Here is a 21,295-nt window from a genome sequence, read left to right as displayed (position 1 = left end):
TCTCCCTTACTCTGCTATCAAGATAAACGTGTGATAATGATCCGGACTGTAATAGATACTGCCATTACTACCCACTATCAACCGGTCATCACCACGAGTCGTCTCGGGCTTCCCGTTCGGCTTCAACTCAACTCTACCGTTTTCACCAATCTTCGGTTGAGGAGCCATGAAATCCATTTCCGTATACGTGATAGGGTTCCCCTCAACATCAGTAGTGGGCAAAATATCACCTACACCCTCACCATCCATAGGATGGTTTCCAAATTTCCTGCCCTCATTAGCGCCAGGATAGTGCGGAGGAGCTCCATCCTTCATGATCTTCTGCGTAGCCTGCTGGAGGTGTTCAGCAGTTTCTTGAGGAATCTGACCCTGATAGTCCTCGCTCCTCACCACCCGGTGGTGCTTCAAACCCTCCTCATCAAGCTGCATCGCAGTCTGCAAATCCGGGGCGAAACGTTCCTCAGCGCCCTTCCACAACGCATGCTGAGGACGAGGACCCGGATCCTCCGGGGGTGCCTCGGTAAATTCTCTGCCTTCAAGCTCAGCCTGCTTCTTACGAGTCTCGTAATCCCGTAATTTAGCCCTAGCATTGAGGTAATCCTTATCTGCATCAATATACTCGTTGTAGTCATAATAGTCAGTGCGTGGGCGTCCTTTCTTATCCTTCCCCCTCCACTCTTTACGACGAACACTCTCCAACTTCTCGTCCAGATGAGTCTGCACATCACGCATCGAAACCGTCGGCCCCTCAGCGGCACTAGCGCCCCTTGCTGGAGGCAGGTTCTCAACCTTCGGTTCCTCCACCGGCCTCAACTGCACACCAGACTCACGCACACCACCAGCAGAACCACGAGCCACCACAGCATCATCAGCCACACCACCAGGCTTAACAGCCTGCACACCAGCAGCACCAGACCCAACACCCGAGACAGGCCGAACCTCACCCACCTGCGGAGCCTCCACAGGCTTGAGCGGCACCTGCGAACCACCACGAGAAACACCCGAACCCTGCACCGGAGCAACCTGCGGAACATCAACACGCGACACCGCAACCGGCGGAACCTCCGTCGCAGAACGAGCGCCAGCACTAGGACGCAACGGCACATGCGCCCCACTCTCAGGGACTACAACCCCAGACGCAGCAAAACCACTACCCCGAAAATCCAGATTCGACGCATCAAACAACTGCCGACCATACCGGCCCTCATACAGCGCTTCCTCAGCACTACGCCCACCAGAAGACACAGTGCCCTTCCGATACAACTGCGGGTACTTCACCACCACCGAACGCCCAGGCACCATCCCAGGACGAGCACGCCCTGACGACGACATACCCCCGGGCACATGCAGCTCATGAGCACCCCACCGAATCCCAAAACGACTCAGCAAAGGCTTTAAAACAAATTTAAGACCCTTACCAACACCAAGCGTTACCAAATCAATAAGAGCGCTAAACAGACCTTCCTGAATAATCTCATTCGGGTCAGCCTTACCCTTATGCCATATTTGAGAAAAATACGACCATTCCATCGAAACAAGCATAAAAGCGCCCATAGAAGCTATGAACGGGTTGAATGTTATAACGCCCACTACAATAAGAGCGACAGCCACAAGACCCAGCCCAAGAACAGCCATTTCCGAAGGATGCGAAGTAATCCACCCCCAAGGATCACGCATAAAATCTTCATAGAACTTAATCTGAGTAAACCCATAATTAAGCGCGAAACGATTAAAATCTTTGCCGAACGAATCCAGCTTCTCCTCGAGGGAAGGAGTGTAATATGCATCATGTAACTGACGAGCCTCGTCAATCGTCAAAGGACGCCGCCCCGTCGGGTCAAACATATTCACCGGATCCCCACCAGCAAAAACATACGGAGCACCCATCCACCCCGAACCCATCACAGAATCCAACGGGTCAGGAGCAAGGAACCCGGCAGTGGCAGGATCATACACGCGATCCCCCATCAGCTCACCACCAACAGTCACCAACGACCCATGTGCACTCAGCCCCACGCCCGCGGGCAAACCAGCCTGCCCCAGAGCGAACCCCTGATTATCAGAAGACACGCCCCAACTAATAGGAGCCGGAATTCCCCAAACATCCACGCCAAACCCGGCAGGCTCAGATACAGGTCCTGAAGCACGCTGAAGCCCATACCCCAAGTTTTCAGTACCCAACGGGGTGTCACGACCGCCTATAACCGTGCTGGATGCAGGCGTCTGCACCGCACCCACGCCCAGCAGCTGAGGAGCATTACCAGCCGCCGGGCCCCATAACATCGGGGAATAGTTACCAGCCTCGCCAGAGCCCAAAGACCCACCAGAAACCGCTACAGGCATGCCCCGTTCTGCTGAGTTAACAAACTGCACATCAGACGTGAGTACTCCTGAGTTTTCATGATCACCTGAATACGTGTGCACCCGCTCCAGGGACCCCAATACATCCCAGTCCCACCGGGTTACAGAACCATCACACCCGGTGGCCTGTGTACGGAAGCCACGCTCATTATAGGTGTACTCAATAGCGGCAACACGCACCATGCCTTCAGGCGCCTCACTAGCAGAATCTGCATTAACAGCACCAGCTGAGGCGGCTTCGCCCTGCACGGCTAAGGCCTTTTCATACACGCGCATAGACTGAACCCGTCCACCATCAGCGTAAGTGAACACACGCAGCCTCACCAAGTTCTCACCCTCGCAGGATTCTTCCCGCAGGAGCAGCCCAGCATGGTCATACACCCAATCCACCGCATGGCCTGTGGAATTTACCGCGCGAATCAGCCTGCCAGCCGCATCATAAGAATACGTGCACGCAATACCCGCTATGGTGTCTTCCACTCGCGTGATTTTCCCAAGCTCATTACGTTCTACCCGCACACCACGTTCGGGCCCACAGGTGCCCTGCTCGGTATACTCCACCACAGCGCCAGCAGCATCCCGCACCCACCGGGCAACCGTCTCATCTAACTGGGTGCTTTCCAAGTATCCCAAAGCATCGTAGGCAAACCGGGTAGGTTCCTGCTCCTGAACCGTCATATAGTCAGAACCGCTACGAGCCTGTGAGAGCCGACCCGCCGGGGTGTACGCCAATGTTGTGTGTTCGTAAGGTTTTACCTGCTCAACCAGCCGTGAATCAGCATCATAAGCGTAACGCACCGTGTACGCACCGGCAGCAGCAAAATCGCCCACAGGGTCATCCCCATACCCGCAGGCGGAACCGGCCCCACCCAGTAACTGGGCACGCTCCACACGCTCAAGCCTGCCCAAGGCGTCAGAAACATATGTGGTCTCCACAAAAGGCTGCGCCGAATCGCCCCCAGCGCCAGCACCGGTTTTCGGAAGGTTAGCAGCCGCCAACCAGTCACGTACCACTAGCTTGCGACGCTGCACATCCTGCGCCCACTCGCAAGCCAACTGTGGTGCCCCGCCGGGCGGCACCACCGACGTGCTCGCAAGTTCACCAGCCTCATCATAGGCGTACAAGACCCGTGACGAATCAGCATGAGTCACTGCTGTGCACCGGTGCGCGGCATCGTACTCGTAGCTAGTTGTAGCCCCAGCAGGGTCGGTAGTAGAAACCATATTCCCAGCCGCATCATACGAATATGTAGTAGTTGCAAACCCGTCGGCTGTCGCCACCCGCTGTGCCACCAATCGGGACGCAGCATCATAATCGAAGAAACACACGCCACCGGTGCCTGAGATGGTTTTGGTGACGCGCCCGCATGCATCGTATGAGAACCTGCGTGTGCCCCATGCACTATCCACCACGAGCACTGGGCGGCCAGCGGCATCATAAGAATAACGGCCAATAAGCTGGCCGCCACGGCGGTGCTCAAGAACCCGCCCCGCGGGGTCATAGCTAAATGATTCCACAACGGTACCGGCGCAGGTTTTGGCCACCAAACGTGAATCCGCATCATAGGTGTGTTCAGTTGTATACCCGTCAGGGTCAGTCACAGTGGACACCCTGCCGCAAGCATCATACGTGTAAGCAGTTACCGCCCCCGTAGCAGAGATCTGCTGAATCACCCGGCCAGCGGCATCGTAAACCTCACGATGCTCACCATCAGCAGCATCAGTACGAGTTACCACCGTATGCGCGCCAGGATGGCTTTTTATATCCTGCTGAGTGTGTGAGATAGAAGGCAGGTTAGAAACGGACGGTGAGACTGACTGGTGCGCACCAGATGTCACACCGGTAGCCAAGTTTTCATAGGACCAACGGGTCAGCCCTCCGGAAAGGTCAACAAGTTCACGGATCCTTCCCAAAGAATCCAGCGTGGTGCGCTCAGTACCGTTCGCGTTCTGAGTCTTATACAGCCCCTTGGCAATGTCACGGGTGGTACGCTCCCATACACCAGTGGGGTCAATATGCTCCACCAGTGTGTCAGCAGCATCATAATCTGTGCGCCACACCGACCCAGCTGGGTCAATCAGTTCAGTCACACGACCCATGCCATCACGCAATATACGTGTCACAGCACCGGACGGATCAACAATCCGGTTCAAGTACCCTATCTCGTCAAATTCGCTGGTGGTGCGGGCACCGTCTGGCGCAATAACAGCCGCCACATCCCCTGTCTCGTTATATTCAAAACCATATATGGCACCAGTTGGGTCCGTCACTGTGGAGATTTTTCCCGCCTGTGTATACGTGTAACGGGTAGTGGCTCCTGTCGGGTCGGTCAGCAAAACAGGGCGTGAAGCATCATCATACTCAGCATATGTGGTTGCGCCCGAAGGCATTCGTACAGCGACAACCCGATCATTCGTATCATAAGACATAGTGATGGTGTCGCCTATAGCATTACTGGTCTGCACCAGGTTATCCCGCTCATCATAAGCAAAACTGGTAAATACCCCGGTCGGGTCTGTGACACGAGCTACCTTCCCAGAGGGAGTGTACTCATACCGGGTGGTGGCACCATTACGAGTAACTGCCGAATGCAGCCGTGAAAAATCATCAACATACTCGTAATCGATGCTCTCCTGGGCAGGCTCATTATTCGCACATGCCATCCGCGAGGCATATACACGCACACTGCATAAACGATCCAAAGCATCGTAGGTGAAAGTTGTTAACGTACCAGCTGGGGTGAGTTCCTTAATAATGCGCCCACGCTCATCAGCACTACGCACAATGCGAGCGCCGTCAGGAGAAATGGATTGTATGCGGTTGCCATACATGTCATAGATGAACCCGGAGCGCAGCCCCTCCGCAGAAGTAACTGAAGTTAGTCGGCCTTTTTCGTCGCTAACCCACGTATCTGCGTATCCTATGCGTTTCTCTTCACCATCGTGTGAGGTTTGTGAATGTGCCGTCGTTTCCTCAGCAGTTGCAGGAGCGTCATAGCCCTTCTCGGAGTCCTTAACAACCACCTGCGTAATGCCGCCTGGCAGGTACGTATAGTCGATGATGCACCCATGTTGGCCGATCTGTTGGGTAACACGCCCAGGGTATTCTGGGTCCTCATAAATATTCGTAACTTCACGTACGTCACCGAAGCCAGTGACTGCCTCAATAAGCCCCTGCTCTGTATGCGTATACACCCGTGAGTCGAGGACCTCAAGAGGTTCAGTGTTGTTGGTGGAGCTTTTCAGGGTGCTATATGTACGGGCTGATGCTAAGTGCCCCGATTCAGTGTACGTATACTCTACCCGGCGAGTACCGGCAGAGGCCGTGACCACACGGCCTACATCTTTATTCGAACCGTAACTTAAGCTAATGCACTGTCCGCCTGCACCCGCAATCGCGCAAAGCCGGGCGCTAGAGCGGTTTTCGATCTCACAGCCTTGCCCGCTGCCGGTGTACAACGCTGCTACCGTAGACTGCGCGTTCCCGTGCCACGAGCCTATCCATGCTCCGGTAAGCGTGTAGTAATGAAAGGCTCCAGCGTTATTAGAAACAACGTAAAAATCAGTGCTGCCGTCCAGTGCACTGTACCCATCGGTCGCCGGTACGCTGGCTACTAGTTCCGCGATAGCGCGGTACCCAACGCGGAAAGCACGGGTACGTTGAGCGTCCTTATCGTCTGTATTGTGAGCAGAAGCGGAATGGGGTCCACTAGCGCAACGTGCAAGCCACCACGGTTCACCAGCCGCACGTTCAAACCCAGTACCCATGCGTGAGAAGAACAACTGACGCCCATCGGCACTTACCCAAATGGCACCTGCATTAGTTACCTTAAGGTGCGTATCAATGGTGGAAGACCAGCCTACTCCGAAAACACCAGTGGGAGGCTCATACCCTTCAAAGCTGCTGGCAGAACCGGTGGCAGCAATGCTGTTATACATGCGGCTTAGCTGTAGACTGCCGAAGGTCAGATCATGTTCTTCCTCAATAAAGTTACCGGTGGCAACATTGACCGGGTCACTCGCGTAACCACTCGTGGGGGTAGTTCCGTATACTTGCACGTCCGGGACTTTAAGGAATTTACGTCCCGGATTAATACTGTTGCGCTTCAAAAATTCGGTGAGAGCAGCATCCGTAATAACAAATTGCCCGTTCGAGCCAGCCACCCGGAAAGCCTGGGCAACAGCTTTCAGCCACATGGCGTCATGGGAGTTATCATTCAGCCAGTGAACTGTCGCTTCCAGCAGGCCATCAATCAGGAGAGTGCCCCAATGGCAGGTCTGCTGGTATCTCTCATATGCAGTGCTGATGGATTTAAAGTAGAAGGTCATATCATCGTAGAGGGGTCCCATCACGAAGTCTGCGAACTGTTCAAGGGCAACAGGAACAGCAGATGAAACCCCTGTTGATGACCCTAAACTCTCGGCGTATTTCTCACTATCGGAAGGGCGTGAGCTTCCGTAAGAATTGGATAAATCATGGTCCATGCCGTTAGGGTTCACAACGATAGTGGGCTCTTGTGAGGCAACATATGAAGGCCCTTCCCCCTGAATATGGAGGGCTCCATCTTGATAAGAAATGCGAGACAGGGTATCAAGTCCGTTAGAAGATATAGCATATTTCAATGCCTCATCCCGCATCTTGCGCCGGTGCTCTTCTTCAGCTTCCCGCGCTTTACGCCGGTTATCCTGCTCGTGATCTGCTGCCTCCGCGATCTTACGCACAGCCTGGGCAGCCCGGGAACACGCATCTGCTAGCCGACCGGCATCAGTAATACACTGGTCACAATTTATCTTAAACAGCTCAGCATACTTACCATTAAACTGCTCTTGAGCCTTATTCGCCTCAGCACGAATACTCCCCTTGTATTCACGGAGTTTACTTGCGGTACTGTCAAAGGTATTAGCGAGTGCTGCAGCATCAACCTGACTATATACAACAGGTTCAGTATTCGGATTAGCGTTGACATGTACGACTATACGCATGTGCTGGGTCAGCTCCCCGGAAGCTAGAAGCGAATATTGCCACAGTAATCATAAGTGATTCTTGTAGATTACTATTACACAACACTGTAAATGTTCAGATTATTTTCAAACATTTCTCTAGCTCAAGTATCCATTTACCCCAAGGTGCCCCAGAGCTGCCAGTAGTCTTATTAGTGGGTGTGCCGCGGCTTCTGGCCTTCTTCACGAGCGAACGGCACCTTATCGCCAGCCAGTTGGGCGAGCACATCGGCTGCGATGGTTTCGGCGCTCAGGCCAGTCTCCTCAAGGATTTCTTCGCGGGAGGCGTGCGGGATGAACTCTGCTGGCAGCCCCAGCTCGCTCAGGGCCGTGTCTACCCCGGCGGCGCGCATCTCTTGACGAATGCGGGCACCTACCCCACCGGAACGTACCCCGTCCTCAATGGTGACCACGATGCGGTGGTCTCGGGTCAGCTCCACCACGGAGGCCGGTACGGGCATCACCCAGCGCGGATCCACCACGGTAGAATGCACCCGGTGCGTCTCAAGAATCTGGGATACTTCAAGGGCCACGCGCACCATGGCACCCACTGCCACGAACAGCACGTCACGCTGACCGGTCTGCGGGTGTGCCGCACCGGTGCGCACCAGCACGTCCACGCCGTCTTCGCGGCGTTCCAGGGCGGGGATGTCCTCCCCCACGGAGCCTTTGGGGTAGCGGATTACGGTGGGGGCGTCGTCAATGGCGACCGCCTCACGCAGGGCCTCGCGCAGGGTCGCGGCGTCACGCGGTGCCGCCATGTACAGCCCGGGGATGAACTGCAGGAGCGCCAGGTCCCACATGCCGTGGTGGCTTGCCCCGTCCGGGCCGGTAATACCCGAGCGGTCAAGCACCAGCGTTACCCCGGCCTTGTGCAGGGCAACGTCCATGAGCAGCTGGTCGAAGCCACGGTTCAGGAACGTCGCGTAAAGCGCCACCACCGGGTGCATCCCCCCGTAGGCGAGCCCGGCGCTCATGGCCACCGCGTGCTGCTCGGCAATGCCCACATCGATCACGCGCTCGGGGTGCGCCTGGGCGAACTCACGCAACCCCACGGGGATGAGCATCGCCCCGGTAATACCCACAATGTCTTCACGCTCATCGGCGATCTGTTTAATTTCGCGCCCGAAGACACTAGTCCACGACTCTTTGGTGCTCTTTGAGACTTCTTTGCCGGTGAGCGGGTCAATGGGGCCCACAGCATGGAACTGGTCGTCTTCGTTTGCACGCGCCGGGGCGTAGCCGTGCCCTTTCTCGGTGATGGCGTGCACAATCACAGGCCCGCCGTAGTTCTTCGCAGCACTCAGGGCGGTCTCAACCGCTTCCTGGTCGTGCCCGTCGATAGGGCCCACATATTTCATGCCCAGATCTTCGAAGATGCCGCCGGGGACCACCACATCTTTAATACCGGCCTTCATGCCATGCAGGCCCCGGTAAATCATCTGCCCGAATGAGCCGCCGCGCTGCAGCTTCTCACGCATAGCGTTCAGCGCCCTGTCGTACCGGCGGTCCAGGCGCATCTTATCCACCTGCTGCTGCACGTTATATTTCAGTGCTGAAAGCTGGTTGGCGAACCCGCCAATAGTTGGGGCGTAGGAGCGGCCATTATCGTTCACCACAATCACAACTTTGCGGGTGCGGTCGGCGGCGATATTATTCACAGCCTCCCAGGCCATGCCGCCGGTGAGTGCGCCGTCACCAATAAGCACCACCGTGTACCGGTCATTCTGCCCGTTCAGCTTATGCGCACGCGAAATACCGTCAGCCCACGAGATGGATGAAGAGGCGTGCGACGACTCGATAATGTCATGCACCGACTCGCTGCGGTCGGGGTACCCTGAAAGCCCGCCTTTCTGCCGCAGGCTCTCAAAGTTATGCCGCCCGGTCACCAGCTTATGCACATACGACTGGTGCCCGGTGTCGAACAGGATATTATCGTGCGGCGAATCAAACACGCGGTGAATGCCTAAGGTCAGCTCAACCACGCCCAGGTTCGGCCCCAAGTGGCCGCCGGTGACCGCCACATGGTTCACCAGGAATTCCCGGATCTCCCCCGCCAGCTCACGTAGCTGCTCATAGGTGAGGGGTCGCAGATCTTTGGGGTCGTGAATGCCGTGTAGCATCTCGGGCTTGGCGTTCTCACCCGGTACAGTCTTTTCGGGCATACACACTCCTTTTGACTACTGCGACTGTTGCAGTTCTCTCCATCCGGTACGTTTCCGGCTTCCTTAGGCGAAAAACTCGGGTACCGGTCTCTTCGATTCTACCCGGTGCGGACCTCAAACCTCGACTCTACGCGCCCGGTGCACCCCACCGGTTACCGAATCCCGCATTAGCGGATGCGGCGCGGTTTAATACGTGCCGGGGCCCGATAGAACAGGGCTGCCGCCTCCACGTGGTGGGTGTTGGGGTACATGTCGTAGCCGCGTACCTGCACCAAATCCCAGCCGAGTTCACGCAGGATCGCGGTGTCCCGCCCCAGCGCCGCAGGGTCGCACGCCACGTAGAGGATACGCCCCGGCGACAGCTTATTCAGCCGCTCCAAAGTTTTCTTGCCCGCACCTTCACGGGAAGGGTCAAGTACCACGGCGTCAATATGGGGCAGCTCGTCCAGTTCAAGGGCCGTTTTCAGATCCAGGAGGGTGCGCGCCACATCCCCGTGGATCACCTCGATACGGGTGTCTTTGGCCGATTCGCTGCGGGCCGCGCCGTCGGGGGCGAAATTGGCGCGCGCATCCCGGTGCGTCACCGGTGAGCCCTCAACACTGACCACGGTGCCGCGCTCACCCACCGCATCGGCAAGAGCGGCAGTAAACAGGCCCGCGCCAGCGTACAAATCAAGGGTGCATTCGCCTTCAGCCGGCCGCAGCATAGTCAGCATGGTTCCCACCAGGGCTGACGGGGCGCAGCGGTGCACCTGCCAGAACCCGCCAGCAGAGACCTGGTAGCTGAACCTACGGGCACCGAAAGTAACGTCCTCGGTCACGGATTTCAGGCCGCCGCCCAGAAGCACATCCCCCTGGCGTACCCTGCGGTAGGGGCTGCGCAGGCTGGGGCGCACCCCGTACTCCGGTTTAGCGTTTGACCGGTTTTCGGGGGTGAAAAATAACGAAATTTTGCGTTTTGCCAAGTCCCCCCACAGCTTCTCAGCCTGCCGGTAAATGGGCTGGGACACCTCGCTGGCCGTAAAACGCGGGTCTACGGTGAGCTGAATGAGGATACGGCCCCGCGAAGAAAGCGCCGCATCCACCTGCCGGATACCGTGTAAATCTAGTTCGTGCAGGTTCAGCTGCCGCAGCTCGCGCGCCGCTAACGGGAAGTCGATCACGGGTACGGCCCGTGAACTCTGGTGCGGGTACATGCCGATACGCCAGCCGGAGGGGGTTTTCACCACGGTGTACCGCACCCGCGAGCGCCACGACAGGTCCCCTTCGGTGAGGTCTTTGGTAGGCATTGGTTCGACGGTCAGACTGGTAATGAGAGGCGAGTCGGGCGATATGCCGCCCAGGCGGATCAGCTGGGTGCGTAGCGTATCTGTTTTGTATGCGCGCTGTGTGGCGGGGTCAATATGGCCGTATTCCATGCCGCCCAGCAGCTCTTTCACACCGGTTGCGGCGGCCCGTTCTTCATCGGTGAGCAGGGAGTTGCCCTGCACCCAGGGGTGTTCTCGTCGCGCTGGTGATGGGGTGTCTATTGCCACGGCGTCCGCGAAATAGTAGCGGTTTTTAGGGCCGATGTCGGTGATGCGGGCCTGCACGGTCTCTCCCGTGAGGGCGTGCCGCACGAACACTACGCCTTTTTCGCTGCGGGCCACAAAGGCGCCGCCGTGTGCGGGTGATTCACAGGTGAGGCGCACCAAGTCTCCGATGGCATAACCGCTTACCGGCTCGGTGCCGCGGCTAGGTGCGGTGTTTGTGGGCACACGCGTCGAGGTGCTGTCGAGCTGACGCACGCATCGTCTCCTAACATACTGTAGTAATTGTGAAGTATTTTACACCCGGCGCGGGGCACTAACCGTTCAACCCTCCCACAGACGGGGTAAAAATTCAATATTTTTATCGCCAATCCCACGCCTAGGTAGCGCCTGTTTTTCCCCGGTACAGGGCGGGCCGGTGCACCCGGTGGGTGGGTGGTTCTTCGCTGCTGGGAGGCTGTGTGGGTGCGACCGTTTCCCCTGGCTGGGTCTCGGCGGCGTGGAGAGCCCACGGTACGGTGGCGGTTGCCACTCCCGGTTCGTGCAGCAGCGCTTTTTTGAGCCTGCGCACGGTGCGGCGGTGCAGTATCTCTTGCCACCAGTGCGCCACCACGAACTCGGGCAGGTACACCACCACCACGTCGCGCGGGGATTTTTTGCGTTTCCGCCGCACATAGTCCAGCACCGAGGACACCGTGTCCCGGTACGGTGAGTCGATCACCGATAGCTGCACCGGGATGTGCAGCATATCCCAGCGTTCTTTCACGGTAGCCAGCAGCTGACGGTCGTTATTGACGGTCAGCGCCTCTATGGTGGAGGGGCGCGCGGCCCGAGCGTAGGCTAACGCCCTGAGCGCGGGCTGGCGTACCCGCTCAATGTAGACCACGGCGTGCACGCGTGAGGGTAGGGCTGCGGCGTCGGCGGCCGCCTCCTGATCCAGCGGTATTTCGGTTAGTTTATCCACGCGGGCGTAGTGCCTGCGGGTCATGAGCATCACCTCGGACAGAAGCAGAATGAATGTGAGCGACAGCCAGGCCCCAGCCAAGAATTTGGTGCCCACCACGGTTACCAGTACCAGGGCGGTGACCACCACCCCGACTGCGCTGACAGTGATGTCGCGGGCGAGTTTGCGCCGCGCCGACGGTTTTAGGGTAATGCGTAGTTTACGCAGACGGAACCGTACCACCGCCACCTGGGTGAGCAGCATTGAGGTGCACATGCCCACCACGTACAGCTGGATGAGGGCGAACACGTCAGCTGCGAACAGCACCGTGAAAAGTACCGAGATCACCCCGAGCAGGATCACGCCGTTACTGTACAGCCCGGTGGAGTCCACGCTCCGAAGCCGGTGCGGCAGATAGTGCCGGTCGGCGATTGCTGAGGCCCCCATGGGGAACCCGATAAACGCAGTCAGTGAGGCGATCACCAGCACGGACACTGTTGCTAAGGCCAGCAGTGTGGGGATGAGGTCGTTCCCGTATACGGCGAACGCCACCTGGTACAGGGCCGGTTTCTGGTGTATTGGCTGGTTGGGGCTGCTCGGGTCTGTGCTCAAGTACCGGTTGGGGTTTTGCACCAGCTGCACTCCGCTCTGCCGCGCCAAATAGAGGATGCTCACCAGCAGAACCCCGGTGATGACGATCATCAGCATGAGTGTCAGTGCCGCGTTGCGTTGCTTGGGTGCTTTGAAGAACCGCACCGAGTTGGAGATAGTTGAAACCCCCGAAAGTGCCACCGCCCCGGCTGAGAAGGACCGGGAGAGCAGCAGCACCAGGAACACCCCGTCAAGGCTTGCGTGCGGGGTTTCGGGGGTGAGCGTGTACCCGGCGGATTCGGCGCGTGCTAAGGTTCCGGTGAATGCCTGCAGCAGCCCGTACGCCAGGGTGATCCCTAAAAGGGCCAGAAAAATGTAGAGCGGCCAGTGGGCTAACCGGCCCATCAGCTGCACCCCGCGCAGGCACACCACGCTCAGAACCACAATCAGGGTGACCGCAATACCAGCTCGGAAGCCCTGCAGCTGCGGGAAAAGCGCGGTAATAAACGTTGCCGCTGAAGACATTGACACCGCTACCGTGAGCACATAGTCCAGCAGCACGGAGGCGCCCAGCACCACGGCCGGGCGGCGGCCCAGTTTGCGGCGTACCAGGGCGAAATCGCCCTCAGCGGCGACCTGCCGGATGTTGTACCGGTAAGTTCCCACGATCACGAGCCCCACCACGGCGATGGCGAACCCCACCCACGGCGAGTAGGTGAGTGCACCGGCCCCGGCCACGGCAAGGATAAGAATCACCTCATCGGCGGCGTAGGCCACCGACGAAATCCCGTCAGAACCCAGCAAGGGCAGGGCGTAGCGCTTCGGTAGCGACGTGGCCGCCAACTGCCGAGAATCCACCGGCCCACCGGTGAGCGCGCGACGCATCCTACCCCAACGATTGTTCACGGTTTAAGGCTATCCCGCCCGCCTCTAAAGCTCAATTTATGCGGTGCCTCCTCTTTCTCCGGCTGCGGTCCCGTCATAGGGTAGGGGGTCAGGCGCCGCCCCCGCGGGGAGCTGTACACTCTTAACTATGAGCGAGCCTGACGGTTTGAGGGGGTCATATCATTCCCCGCCGCGCACAGTAACCGGCTCAACCCTAGGAGAACTATGCCGCACTTTGTGATTATGGGCGCCGGGCGAGTTGGCGTCATGCTCGCCCGAACCCTCGAAGCGTCCGGGCACACCGTGGCCGTGATTGACCAGGATATCCGCGCATTCCAGCCGCTGCGGAAGAACTTTGGCGGTAAGCTCGTCACCGGCGTGGGTTTTGATAAAGAGACTCTGGAGCGCGCCGGGATAGAGGGCGCCTACGCCTTTGCCGCCGTATCCTCGGGGGATAATTCCAATGTGATTGCCGCCCGTGTGGCGCGTGAGACGTTCAAGGTGAAGAACGTGGTTGCCCGCGTGTACGACCCGAACCGGGCGGAGTTCTTTCAGCGCATGGGCATCCCCACTGTTGCGGCGGTGCGCTGGTCAACCGACCAGGTGCTGCGCCGTATCCTGCCCGAGCAGGCGATCCGGGGTGACTACCGGGAGGCATCTGGGCGTCTGATTCTCACCGAATTACCGCTTCATGAGGAGTGGGCCGGGCACGCGCTGGTCGATATTGAGGCTGCTACGGGTGCGCGCATCGCCTACATCACCCGGTTCGGTGAGGGGATGCTCCCCCGGCCCGATACGAGCTACCAGCAGGGTGATACTGTGCACGCCATGGTGCGCACCGATGAGGCGACCGAGATCGCCCGTATCCTCTCCCAGGCGCCTAAGGATACTGAGGGTGAACGCCACGACCCGCGGGACGCATGGGCTGGGGCTTTCGCCGCCGAGTCAGATGCCGTGAAAAGCGATAACCCGCACACCAACTAGCCGGATAAGGGACACCACGTGAAAGTACTAATTGTTGGGGCAGGCTCGGTGGGCGCCTCTATCGCCCGGGAGCTGCACGCCAGCGGCCACGAAATCACCATTATCGATTCAAAGCCTGAGACGAAAAAACGCGCCAACTTGCCGCAGGTGCAGTGGTTTATTGGGGATGCCTGTGAGCTGTCGGTGCTGAAGCTGGCCGTACCCGAAGAGAGCGAAGTGGTGGTGGCCGCCACCGGTGACGACAAGGCAAACCTGATGGTTTCACTCCTGTGCCGCAGCGAGTACGGGGTGCCGCGCACCGTGGCGCGCGTGAATAACCCCCGCAACGAGTGGCTTTTTGACGAGTCGTGGGGTGTGGATGTGGCGGTCTCCACCCCGCGTCTGATGACTGCCCTTGTGGAGGAGGCTGTTGAAGTGGGCGATGTGGTGCGCCTGCTGACCCTGCAGGCTGGCGGGGCCACCCTGGTGGAGTACACGGTGCCGGAGGATCACCCGGTGATCGGGTACCGGGTGGATCATGTGCAGTGGCCTACGGATACGGTACTCACCGCTATCTTGAGGGATGGTGCGCCGATCGCCCCGTCGGCTGATGTTGTTCTTGAGGGCTCAGACGAGCTGTTTTTCATTACCACTATCGCTGGTGAAGACCAGATCCGCGCGCTTTTCGCCTAGTGGATAACCGGGTCGGGTACCGTGCCGACTGCCGCCCGGTGAGACAAGAAACGGCGGGAGGCGCCCCATCCTTCTGGGGAGCATCCCGCCGTTAGCGTGGCAAGAGGTACGGCCCGCGAATCCGGTGCCGATACTGCGGCACGGAAATACTCGACTGGGGCGTTTAGTCTCCCCCGCCGCCGCCTCCACCGTCTGAACCGCCGAAATCTCCCCCGCCGCTGCTGTCGCATCCTGAGAAGTCGGAGCCACCCATATCGCAGTTCTCCCAGCCGCCGAAGTCTCCGCTAACGTCCCAGTCGACATCTGCCCCGTGGGCGTCACCCGCGCGGGTGTTATGCGGCCAGTACCAGCAGACGGCGGGAAGCTCGCTCGACTCTGCACGGTCGGCACGCATATTTTCCAGCAGCTGTTCCCGTACCGCGTGCACCCCGTCGAATGCGTAGGCCGACCCGGCGAGGGCGGCCGCGTAGAAGGCGCTCATTGAGGGCTCCGCCGTGGCACGGTTGCCTTCGGCAAGCTCGGGGAACTGCTTCAGGCAGGCTGACCGTATTTTCTCGCTGAGTGCTTTCGCTTCGGCGAGCACCCGCGGAGGCACCTCGGTTGGTTCGTCCGCGTCTGCAGGCTCGTCATTGACCACACTGAAAAGGTGCGCAAGCCGGGCGGTGTCAATGTTCTGCAGCTCGGTGAGGCCGCCGGCGGCGTACACTACCGATTCTGCCAGCGCACGGCGGGTGCGGGTGGCAGCGATCTGCGCGCTCAACCGGCGGATATTGTTCTCCGTGCGGCGGCTGAGGTTATCCGGGGCGGTGATTCCTGTCGTGTTCACCCACTCGTGCAGGTTCGCCAAAAACAGTGCATCGTGCCCGGTTTCGGAGCGTGCCTCAAGTACAGAGTTCAGTGCCTCTTCGCGGTGACGCGCGTATTTGGCGTAAAACCGGTTGCCGGTTGTCTCAACGTAGTCGTGCAGGTGGGGCACAATAGCCAGTGCCGCTTTCACATAAGCCACCACCTCAAGGGAAGCCTCGTACTCGCGGTGGAATTTGCTCAGCACCCGGGTCAGGTTTGTGGCCGCTACCAGCCGTTCCAACGCCTGCGGGTACAGCTCATACATTTGTTTCAGCGCGGGCTGCGCAATAACCGGGCGGGTGTTTGGGCACAGCGACAGCATATGCCCCGTATTATTGAGCCCGTCTGTCAGCAGCGCCTCCAGGGTGCGGGTAAAACCGGCAAGCGCACCCACCAGCTGCTTATTGCCTTCCCGGCGGGCGTGCAGAAGCACCGGGTTTAACGCCCGCACGGTTTCACGCGCCTGCGCCTGCGCCTGCTCAAGACTGTTGTGTAACGCCTGCACGTGCGGGTGCAGTACCGTCCCGCGTGCCGCGTCCACGAGCGGGTTGTGCCACTGCCCCATCCCCCATGCGGGAGAACCTACGCTGGTGAGCACAACATATGAGTTTGCCATTGCTTGGGCGCGCTCTTGCAGGTACGCCTGTGACCCGGGCTCGTGCCTGTCCATGCTGTCGCACCGCTGGTAGGCGCGCTCCACCAGCTGCTGCAGACGCTCCACCCGTTCGGTGGTCTCTTCCGTGATGGGTTCCCGTACCGCTTCGACTGTGAGCCGGTTCTGCACGGTACGCATCGCCCGGTCTGCGCACCACACATACGAGTACGCCCTCTCACGCCCCTGCTCAGCGTTGAGTTTGTGCAGCGGGGCATCCAGGTACGCGACCGCGGTGCGGGGGCTCACCCCGAAGAAGTCACGGGAATGCGGTGCAACGGTGGGGGTTCGCAGCTGCCCCAGCACCCAGTACCGCACCGGGTAGTACGGCAGGAACGTAACAATGGGAGCGATGAGGAATACATACACGAGCGGGGCGCCCAGCCGCACGGCGGTGGTAGCGAACCCATCCGGCGCTTCCCAGGGGCGGAATAGTTCTAACACCAGTAGCCCGTAGACTGCTACCAGCACTGTATGCGCCGCTCTGTTAAGCGGGTGCCAGTATACGCGCCGCACAGCTTTAAACGCCCACAGGCGGTTTACGACAGGCGCCAGCAGCCCAAGAATAACCGTCAGCCACGCACCCTGGTGAAAAACGGACGAGCCAGGCAGTAAAAAGCACATGCCCAGAAGGGCTAAAGCCACAACAGCATATACATAGTAACGAATATTTTTTCTCATGGTTGGGTTTCTCGCCGCATACGACCCATCCCCTACCGGACGGTACCGCACCACTGGTATCGTCCGGCACGAGCCGGGCCGCACACGATTCTCTATTATCGGTTTTTATAAGGTTATGAGTCTTGAACGGCGCGGTTTTCCTCAGGGGCAGACACACGCCACGCCACCCACAAAGTCAGCGCGTACAGCGGAACACCCATCACCAGACGAGTAACCCCCAGCGCCTCGGTCGCACCCGCAAAGTATAGCGGCAATTGCACCACTAAGCGTAACCCCAGCAGCGCAACAAAAATCCACGTTGCAAGAATATACGACTTCAAGCGTGCTGGCTTCTCACGCCAGCGCACACCCTCATCCCGGATAAACCCGAACAGCAGCCCAAACAACGGCCATCGCAGCGCAATCGAAATGAGCGAAGCAAGCAGATACCCGCCACTTACGAAGAACCCGGGAACATAAAAAGCATTAGCGTCCCCAGTGGAATGGGCCGACCAGGCACAAACAGCCACACCCACCACGCCCGAAAGCGCCGGAACCAGCTTAGAACGCTGCACCAAACGGGCCACCGTAAACACACCGGAGGTCACCAGGGAGGCGATGAGGGCATAGGTGAGCTGTTTCGTCACCACAAAAACAACCAGAAACAGAGTCGCCGGAAGTAACGACTCCACCACCCCGCGCCAGCCCCCCAGCGCGTGCAGCACATCCACATCACCGTTGGCGGTACGGCGCAGTTTACCGCCTATGCTCGCACTGAACGAGCTCCCCACAGATTCCCCTGTAGAACCCGTCCTCTCACGCCCGGCGGAGGTGTTGTGCGGGCCCGGTTCACGTTCCGTAGCGGGCATTTTTTGTCCTTTCCGTCAGCAGTAGTTGTGGCACGATCTCATAGCGCGGGTTATAGATACGCGGATCCCCCGGGTACTGGCTGAGCATCCCAGAGCAGCGCAATAGTGAACCGGCCAGCACCCCCGGCACTGAGCGCTGCCCGTGCCAGATGAGGCTCACCCGGCTGCCCGGCTCAAACGGCGGGGTGCGCGCAAACGCCGCCAATTCCGATGTCTCGGTGGGCGCCTTGGCACCCAGTGGGCCGCTGACCGCTTTTGGGGCGGGCGTGTTTGAGGAGTCGTCAATGTCCTCACCGGGTGGTTCAACAACCAGCGGAATCCCTAGAACAGCCAGGGGGCTCACCCGCTGCAGCAGCCGTGATTTAGCGACCACCAGCTCAGCCCGATACACGGGTTTAGCATCCAGCGGCGGAATCCACACCTGGTCGATCCTGCCCGCTAAACGCACGCGAAAACGCTCGGGGTACCCAACCGGAGGCTGAGACCCCGAGCGGTCAGAAAGCACCCGAACCATTAGCCGATTTCAGTGATCTCAGGGCCGCGGCGTGGAAGCGGACGCAGCTTGCTCTTATCGTCCTGCTCTTCTGGTTCGTCCTCGTCATCGGCGGTGGCAATATCCTGCGCGGGCACCACCAGCGGCAGCAGCTCACGCGGCGGGCGGGGCTCATCGCCGCGATCAACGATCACGGAGCGGAACACCTCATCAATAGCCTCGGCGGCTTCCTCATTATCGAGCACAGCCTCACCGGAGATCACACCGCGCAAGAACCAGCGGGGGCCGTCCACGCCCACGAACCTGGCCACACGCTCACCACGTTTGCCGTCTTCGGTTACGGCGGGCAGGCGGGTGAGCATCTCCACACCAAACACGCCCTCATACATCTCGACGGTACCGCCCTGCGAGGCCACGGATTCGGCCAGCTCTTCACGAATATCGTCCCAGATACCGCTCGACCGGGGCGCCGCAAACGCCTGAATCTGAATGGTGGCACCCTTACGGATACAGGTCGCGGCAATCACGACACCACTTGCCTCTTCCACCTCTAGGCGCAGGCGCATCCCATCAAGCAGCTTAATGTACACGGAGCCAAGGTTAGCGTAGTCTTCGGTGTCTTCCACCTCGTCCATATCGAGCGGGCCCTCGGTACGGTCATAGACGATGACTTTCAGGGATTCGTCCTCAACGTATGCGGGGACGGGATCGGCCTTATCTTCCTCTTCCGTATCGTACTCGTCTTCGTCGATACCTTCGGTGTCCTCAGCCTCGTCATAATCATCGTAGTCATCGTACTCGTCATACTCGTCGTAGTCGTCGTACTCGTCATACTCTTCGACGTCGTATTCTTCTTCGGCACGTTTTTTCTTGCTGAAACCAAACACTTAGTTATCCCTCACTGTATACGTACTACTCAATATCTTACGCGTAGAGTGCCTGTTACGGCGTTCAAGCGCGCCGCACGCGCGTGCCGTGCGCTACTTCAGTCCGCTGGATCCAAACCCGCTGACGCCGCGTTCGGTCTCATCCAGTTCTGCAACAACCACGAAGTTCGCCTGCTCGTAGCGCTGAATAACCAGCTGGGCGATACGGTCGCCGCGTTTAATCTGGAAAGGCTTAGTGGGGTCGGTATTGAGCAGGGTCACCATAATCTCGCCGCGGTACCCGGAATCCACCGTACCGGGGGCGTTCACAATGGTGATGCCGTGTTTAACGGCCAGCCCGGAGCGCGGATGCACCAAACCCACGTACCCTTCAGGCAGGGCGAGGGCGAGGCCGGTGGGCACGAGGGCTCTCTCACCGGGGTTCAGGGTGAAGTCTACGCGTGAGCGCAGATCGGCGCCCGCATCGCCCGGTTTGGTGTAGGCGGGGGCGGGCAACTCGGGGTCGAGCATTTTGATCTGAACGTTAATGGGGTTAATCATGCTCTTCACTCTACCCAAGCGGAGGCAAAAAATCATGTGGCAACCCGGCTGCTGCCCGCCTCTAAAGCGGCGGTTGAAGGCCGCCGGGTCAGGGGCCCGATGGGGTTCGTTACAATGAGTGTGGTAACTCGTTCGCCTATTGTGACTGGTTGCGGCACGCACACACTGTTCCCCTTCGCGCCCAACCGGCTTCTTGAAGGGATGTTCTGTGACTTCTTCACCTTCACCCACCGCATCGTCCAAACCGCTGTACCGTGAGCGTCTAGCTCCGGGGGTGGGCACGTGGCTTCTGGTGCTCGTGGCCGGGGGCGCATCCTACCTGGTGGGGGCGCCGATCAGTATCCCTGTGGGTGTGATTGCGGGGGCTGTGGTATCTGCTGTGCTGGGTTGGCTGCTGTATGCCTCATCGCCGGTGATTGAGGTTTCCGCCGGGTGGGTGCGGGTTGGCCGTGCCCGCATTGAGCGGGAGTATATTGGCCGGGTGCAGGCGTTTCGGGGTGATGATGCACGCCGCGCCGCTGGGCCGGAGCTGGACGGGCGCGCCTACATGTGTTTCCGCCCGTGGGTTACCCCTAAGGTTCGGCTGCAGATTACTGACCCTGCGGATCCTACACCGTACTGGCTGGCTTCTTCACGGCACCCGGAGAAGCTGGTGCAGCTGCTTGATACAGCTGAGGATTAGGGCTGTCCGCCGGTACGGGGCGGGCGGTATTGGGTATGGATAAGGGCAGGTTCCCGTGTGGAGTCCTGCCCTTGTCGCGTAGTGTGGTTGGTGTTTTAGCCTTCGCACTCCACGCAGTACACCAGCCCGTCCTCTTCTCGTGCAATCTGAGAGCGGTGGCGCACCAAAAAGCAGGATGCGCAGGTGAACTCGTCGTCCTGTGCGGGTAGGACAACAACGTTCAGTTCCTCATTAGAGAGGTCCGCACCGGGCAGCTCGAAGCTTTCGGCAGCGGTGTTTTCGTCCTCATCGACCGCACCGGATTGCATCTCCGAGCGGCGGGCGTTCAGCTCCTCATAGGACTCCTCGTTTTGTTCGTCGTCCTGCTTGCGAGGTGCATCGTAATCAGTTGCCAAACTTTCACGCTCCGTCTTGATTGGTGGGGCAGGGTGTGTGCGCCCACGTGTGGTCTTTGAGTGTCTTAACTTCGTTGTGGGTTGTTTATTCCACAACATGCCAGGTATTTTTCACCATGTACCCCCGGTTTGTCTAATTG

13 protein-coding genes are annotated in these 21,295 nt (G+C 59.0%); 3 read left to right on the top strand and 10 right to left on the bottom strand.

The window, feature by feature from the left end:
* Nucleotides 1-6: 6 nt before the first annotated feature.
* From D8M23_RS01605 to D8M23_RS01590, 4 genes are all read right to left on the bottom strand, one after another.
* On the bottom strand, nt 7-7,344 hold the full coding sequence (locus D8M23_RS01605; protein ID WP_126853298.1) for a DUF6531 domain-containing protein: 7,338 nt from the start codon (nt 7,342-7,344) through the stop codon (nt 7-9).
* Between the two features lie 170 nt (nt 7,345-7,514).
* Entirely contained in the window at nt 7,515-9,527 is a 2,013-nt protein-coding gene (gene dxs / locus D8M23_RS01600; RefSeq protein WP_238693725.1) for a 1-deoxy-D-xylulose-5-phosphate synthase, read from the bottom strand.
* Between the two features lie 167 nt (nt 9,528-9,694).
* Nucleotides 9,695-11,314: a class I SAM-dependent RNA methyltransferase gene (locus D8M23_RS01595; RefSeq protein WP_006887569.1), complete on the bottom strand. Its 1,620-nt coding sequence runs from the start codon at nt 11,312-11,314 to the stop codon at nt 9,695-9,697.
* 121 nt (nt 11,315-11,435) lie between these two features.
* Nucleotides 11,436-13,496: an APC family permease gene (locus D8M23_RS01590; RefSeq protein WP_238693724.1), complete on the bottom strand. Its 2,061-nt coding sequence runs from the start codon at nt 13,494-13,496 to the stop codon at nt 11,436-11,438.
* Between the two features lie 204 nt (nt 13,497-13,700).
* Here D8M23_RS01590 and D8M23_RS01585 point away from each other — a divergent pair, with 204 nt between their 5' ends.
* Both D8M23_RS01585 and D8M23_RS01580 read left to right on the top strand, forming a co-directional pair.
* Entirely contained in the window at nt 13,701-14,459 is a 759-nt protein-coding gene (locus tag D8M23_RS01585) for a potassium channel family protein (protein ID WP_126853296.1), read from the top strand.
* An 18-nt stretch (nt 14,460-14,477) separates the two neighbouring features.
* A complete protein-coding gene (locus D8M23_RS01580; protein ID WP_006887553.1) occupies nt 14,478-15,131 on the top strand; it encodes a potassium channel family protein in 654 nt (217 codons plus the stop codon).
* 163 nt (nt 15,132-15,294) lie between these two features.
* Here D8M23_RS01580 and D8M23_RS11850 read toward each other — a convergent pair whose 3' ends face one another.
* The 5 genes from D8M23_RS11850 to dut all read right to left on the bottom strand — a co-directional run bounded on the left by D8M23_RS11850 (nt 15,295) and on the right by dut (nt 20,078).
* Nucleotides 15,295-17,310 carry a hypothetical protein gene (locus tag D8M23_RS11850; RefSeq protein ID WP_193976818.1) on the bottom strand — a complete coding sequence of 672 codons (2,016 nt, stop codon included), beginning with the start codon at nt 17,308-17,310 and terminating at the stop codon, nt 15,295-15,297.
* 113 nt (nt 17,311-17,423) lie between these two features.
* On the bottom strand, nt 17,424-18,158 hold the full coding sequence (locus tag D8M23_RS01570; RefSeq protein WP_006887561.1) for a DUF3159 domain-containing protein: 735 nt from the start codon (nt 18,156-18,158) through the stop codon (nt 17,424-17,426).
* A complete protein-coding gene (locus D8M23_RS01565) occupies nt 18,139-18,672 on the bottom strand; it encodes an OB-fold nucleic acid binding domain-containing protein (protein WP_037288150.1) in 534 nt (177 codons plus the stop codon). Before D8M23_RS01565 ends, D8M23_RS01570 begins: the two co-directional genes overlap by 20 nt.
* Nucleotides 18,672-19,538 carry a DUF3710 domain-containing protein gene (locus tag D8M23_RS01560; protein WP_037235092.1) on the bottom strand — a complete coding sequence of 289 codons (867 nt, stop codon included), beginning with the start codon at nt 19,536-19,538 and terminating at the stop codon, nt 18,672-18,674. The genes D8M23_RS01565 and D8M23_RS01560 overlap by 1 nt, the downstream gene beginning before the upstream one ends.
* Before the next feature lie 93 nt (nt 19,539-19,631).
* Complete coding sequence (dut, locus tag D8M23_RS01555; RefSeq protein WP_006887550.1) at nt 19,632-20,078, bottom strand: dUTP diphosphatase; 447 nt, start codon at nt 20,076-20,078, stop codon at nt 19,632-19,634.
* Nucleotides 20,079-20,286: 208 nt separating this feature from the next.
* Here dut and D8M23_RS01550 point away from each other — a divergent pair, with 208 nt between their 5' ends.
* Nucleotides 20,287-20,760: a DUF3093 domain-containing protein gene (locus D8M23_RS01550; protein ID WP_126500219.1), complete on the top strand. Its 474-nt coding sequence runs from the start codon at nt 20,287-20,289 to the stop codon at nt 20,758-20,760.
* Nucleotides 20,761-20,855: 95 nt separating this feature from the next.
* On the opposite strand, the gene D8M23_RS01545 is transcribed toward D8M23_RS01550, so the two are convergent.
* A complete protein-coding gene (locus D8M23_RS01545; RefSeq protein WP_006887546.1) occupies nt 20,856-21,155 on the bottom strand; it encodes a DUF4193 domain-containing protein in 300 nt (99 codons plus the stop codon).
* Between the last annotated feature and the right edge of the window lie 140 nt (nt 21,156-21,295).

It is taken from the genome of Rothia sp. HSID18067, assembly GCF_003989445.1.
GTDB classification, from domain to species: Bacteria; Actinomycetota; Actinomycetes; order Actinomycetales; family Micrococcaceae; genus Rothia; species Rothia aeria.
Note: the sequence above shows the minus strand (reverse complement) of the source record. Positions and strands in the feature narration are given on the sequence as shown.

What these genes read in the sequence shown, in the direction of transcription:
- dxs (WP_238693725.1), bottom strand. Translation starts at nt 9,527, where the DNA reads ATGCCCGAAAAGACTGTACCGGGTGAGAACGCCAAGCCCGAGATGCTA.
- D8M23_RS01605 (WP_126853298.1), bottom strand. Translation starts at nt 7,344, where the DNA reads ATGCGTATAGTCGTACATGTCAACGCTAATCCGAATACTGAACCTGTT.
- D8M23_RS01565 (WP_037288150.1), bottom strand. Translation starts at nt 18,672, where the DNA reads ATGGTTCGGGTGCTTTCTGACCGCTCGGGGTCTCAGCCTCCGGTTGGG.
- dut (WP_006887550.1), bottom strand. Translation starts at nt 20,078, where the DNA reads ATGATTAACCCCATTAACGTTCAGATCAAAATGCTCGACCCCGAGTTG.
- D8M23_RS01585 (WP_126853296.1), top strand. Translation starts at nt 13,701, where the DNA reads ATGCCGCACTTTGTGATTATGGGCGCCGGGCGAGTTGGCGTCATGCTC.
- D8M23_RS11850 (WP_193976818.1), bottom strand. Translation starts at nt 17,310, where the DNA reads ATGAGAAAAAATATTCGTTACTATGTATATGCTGTTGTGGCTTTAGCC.
- D8M23_RS01570 (WP_006887561.1), bottom strand. Translation starts at nt 18,158, where the DNA reads ATGCCCGCTACGGAACGTGAACCGGGCCCGCACAACACCTCCGCCGGG.